The organism is Trueperella sp. (assembly GCF_043424875.1).
Taxonomy (GTDB): domain Bacteria; phylum Actinomycetota; class Actinomycetes; order Actinomycetales; family Actinomycetaceae; genus Trueperella.
In genome coordinates this window covers 1-3266 of sequence record NZ_JBHWPL010000004.1, presented here as the reverse complement: position 1 = coordinate 3266, position 3266 = coordinate 1, and the positions used below count along the sequence as shown (strand labels likewise).

Sequence of the window (3266 nt, the reverse complement as noted above, 5' to 3'; positions counted from 1 at the left end):
GACTCGGGGTGCAACCGCACCCCGGCACCACGTGGTCGCTGTTAGATCGCCTGGGCGCGAGCCCAATCCAGCAACGCCGAGCGTCGGCCGGTGAAGAACGGCGTGTCTTGACGCACGTGCATGCGCGCCTCGGTGTTGCGGAACGCATACATGAGGTCCACGATGCGGGTAATCTCATCGCCTTCCAGCGCGACAACCCACTCGTAGTCCGACATCGAGAACGTGGCCAGAGTTGAGGTCACGAGATCTCCGAAATCGCGCCCTGCCATGCCGTGGTTCTTCATGATCGAGGCGCGCTTCCACGGCTCAAGGAGGTACCAGTCATAGGAGCGCACGAACGGGTAGACCGCCGCGTACTGCGGTGCCTCCTCGTGAACGAACATGCCGGGCAGGTGGGACTTGTTGAATTCGGCCGGCTTATGTTGGGCGATGACCGACCACACGGGCGTGAGCTCGAGGTCGGAGGCGGTCAGCGCGCGGTAGGCGGCTTGGAGCTGCTCGGGGGTATCCGCGATGAACCAGCCCATGAGGTCGGCGTCGGCGCGGTAACCCGACAGGTCGTAGAATCCGCGCACCTTCACGCCGGTCTCCGAGATCGCGCCTTCGGTAGCTTCGACGGCGTCGTCGACGCCCGCGCTTGCCACGCGGCCGCCGGCAAACACCGCCCACATAACGAATGGGCGGGCTGAGTTTAGGTACTCAACGAGTTCGGGATCCGCGTGGCCGTGCTCGCCACCGCCGTGGTGGCTGGCCTCGCCGTGCGGGCCGCCGGGATGGCCGCCGGGCTGGCCTGGGTTTGCGTGGTGATTCATGATTGCTCCTTTGCTAGAACGGGTGGGTGAATCGGATTAGATGGCGGGCAGTGCTGGTTCGGCGTCGTTCGCCCAGCAGCACGTTGCCGCGCATGACGTGCCGCCGTCGCCTTGCAGAAGGTCGGCGAGTTGGCGGATGAAAACGGGGGACTGGCCGATCGTCTCGGCGCGCAGATGGGTGATCCCCGCGGCCTCGCAGGTCTCCTTGGCCTGTGTGTCGAGGTCGTAGATCACCTCCATGTGGTCAGAAATGAAACCGATGGGCACGATCACAGCGCCCTCGACGCCGCGGTCGGCAAGCTCCTCGATGTGATCGTTGATGTCCGGCTCGAGCCACGGGGTGCGCGGGTTGCCAGAGCGGGAGCAATAGGTCATGTCCCATTCGGCAATGCCGAGCTCGGAGGCGATCCTGCCGGCGACATCAAGGTGTTGCCGTTCGTAGGTCAGCTCCAACGCTCGCCCGGATGCCTCGTTCATCGCCGTCGGGATCGAGTGGGTGACGAAAAGGACCCGCGAACCAGGCACGGCCGCCTCGAGCGCCCGCCGGACGACGTCGTGATATGCCTGATAAAAGCCGTCAGTGTGCCAAAAGGGCCGGACCTTCTCCACGCGCATGTCGGTGTATCCGAGCTCGCCGAGCCAGCGCGCCACGTCCTCTCGGTACTGGCGGCACGAGGAGTACGAACCGTAGGCCGCCGTCGCCACCGCGCGCACCGATCGCGCCCCGGACTCGTAGAGTTCGCGCAACGTATCGTCTCCGAAGGGGTGCCAGTTTCGATTTCCGACGACGACGGGCGTCGCGTCGCCGCGCTCGTCCAGCTCGCGCCGCAGGTCACGTACCAACTGGGCGTTCAGCTCGTTGATCGGGGACTTGCCGCCAAACAGGAAGTAGTGTTCGCCGACGGCCTCGAGGCGCTCGTCCGGGATGCCCTTGCCGGCGACGGCGTTGCGGAGGAAGGGCACGACGTCGTCGGGCTTATCTGGCCCTCCGTAGGACAGGAGCATGTATGCGTCGGTCATCGTGATCCTCCAATGGGTGTGGTGACGGTGTGGGGGCGCGGGCAGCGGTGCCCGGTTGTGGCGCATCGGGAATAGCTCTCGCTGCGACGGCGCGTAGGCGGCACATGTATGCCTACGAAAAACTTTGAAGTGTCGCTAAGTTTGAGTGCTTGGTGGGCGGTGTTCGCGACTGTCGCTTTGTTGACACTGCGATGATCCATATGGGGAGCGGGAAACGCCACGTGATCGATTATGGCGGAAGTTCAGATGGGCGTCCAATCATCGTGCCGATCAGCGAGATTGATGGTGTGCGTGGCTCCGGATCGGAGGCGGTCCGCGCCACTGCGCGTATCCCGAACGCGCCGAGTCCTCAGAACGTGCCACGTGCGAGGGGTAGGCGAAATTGGGCGACACAGAGTTTTGAACTGTCTCTATCTTAGTGGGTGCGTTGGTCGCTGCGCAGGCGGATGACCTGAGGTAGGCACTCCTCGTGGGGCCGACGACACTGTGAGATCAGAGCGTACATGTGCGGCATTCCTTATTAAATTGCACTGTAACCGCTGACCGTTGAGCACAAAGAGTATGTGCGATGGGCGACAACAATTATTTCCCGCAAAATCATCAGCAGCCGGACTATCGGCAGAACCACTATGGGCAACAGGGTAATCAGCAAGCTGATTACGGGCAGCAGGGGTCGCAATACGGTCAGTATCAGCCACCGCAATACCAGCAGACGTCGTACCAGCAGCAATATTCGCAGGGGTACAACTCGCCGGGTGGTCCGTCGTCGCCCTTCTACGGCTTTGGCGGGCACGGCCCTGACGGGACGCCGTGGTACAAGCGCTGGTGGGCAATCGTAGGCATTGCTGTTCTTGTTATCGGAGCCATTGCCGGCCTGCTGTTTGTTCTCTTGAGCGGTGACGACGACGATGCCGGCGGCACTCCGACCGAGACCGTGGAGCCCACGGAAGAGCCGACCGATGAGATCTCTGCTTCACCGACGGAGGAGCCGACGCCTTCGTCGGAAGGAGCCGTGCCTGACGAGTACGAGGAAGCTTTGGAAACTGCGGAATCTCAGCTGAGCCATAGCAGTTTTTCCAAAGCCTCATTGCATCGCCTGCTCACGTCTGAGTACGGATATGGATTCTCGACGGAGGCCGCGGACTATGCTCTTGAAAACGTCGACGTGGACTGGAACGAGCAGGCGGTCGCCATGGCGGAAAGCTACCTCAATGTCATTCCCTTTTCCGAAGAGGGATTGTTTGATCAGATGACGTCCGAATTTGGGGGAGAATTCACCGACGAAGAAGCGGAGTATGGACTCCATTCATACCGACGTGCGATTCGTCAGCGCCGAGTAAGTGGCGGTTCTTTCGGACGCGTGAGCAGACGGCGTCGCTGATTCGCGAAATTTTGTCGGAGGCTCTTGATGCAATGCTCATGTCATCAGACATT

3 protein-coding genes are annotated in these 3266 nt (G+C 61.9%); 1 reads left to right on the top strand and 2 read right to left on the bottom strand.

What is annotated here, in order from left to right:
* Nucleotides 1–41: 41 nt before the first annotated feature.
* Together hemQ and ACHFFR_RS00145 are read right to left on the bottom strand one after the other, a co-directional pair.
* Nucleotides 42–812 carry a hydrogen peroxide-dependent heme synthase gene (gene hemQ / locus ACHFFR_RS00150; RefSeq protein WP_394262247.1) on the bottom strand — a complete coding sequence of 257 codons (771 nt, stop codon included), beginning with the start codon at nt 810–812 and terminating at the stop codon, nt 42–44.
* Nucleotides 813–848: 36 nt separating this feature from the next.
* Nucleotides 849–1832, bottom strand: a complete 984-nt coding sequence (locus ACHFFR_RS00145; protein ID WP_394262246.1) for a ferrochelatase — start codon at nt 1830–1832, stop codon at nt 849–851.
* A 568-nt stretch (nt 1833–2400) separates the two neighbouring features.
* Between ACHFFR_RS00145 and ACHFFR_RS00140 the strand changes: the two genes are divergently transcribed.
* Nucleotides 2401–3213 (top strand): Ltp family lipoprotein, encoded by an 813-nt coding sequence (locus tag ACHFFR_RS00140; RefSeq protein ID WP_394262245.1) that lies wholly within the window; start codon nt 2401–2403, stop codon nt 3211–3213.
* Nucleotides 3214–3266 lie beyond the last annotated feature (53 nt).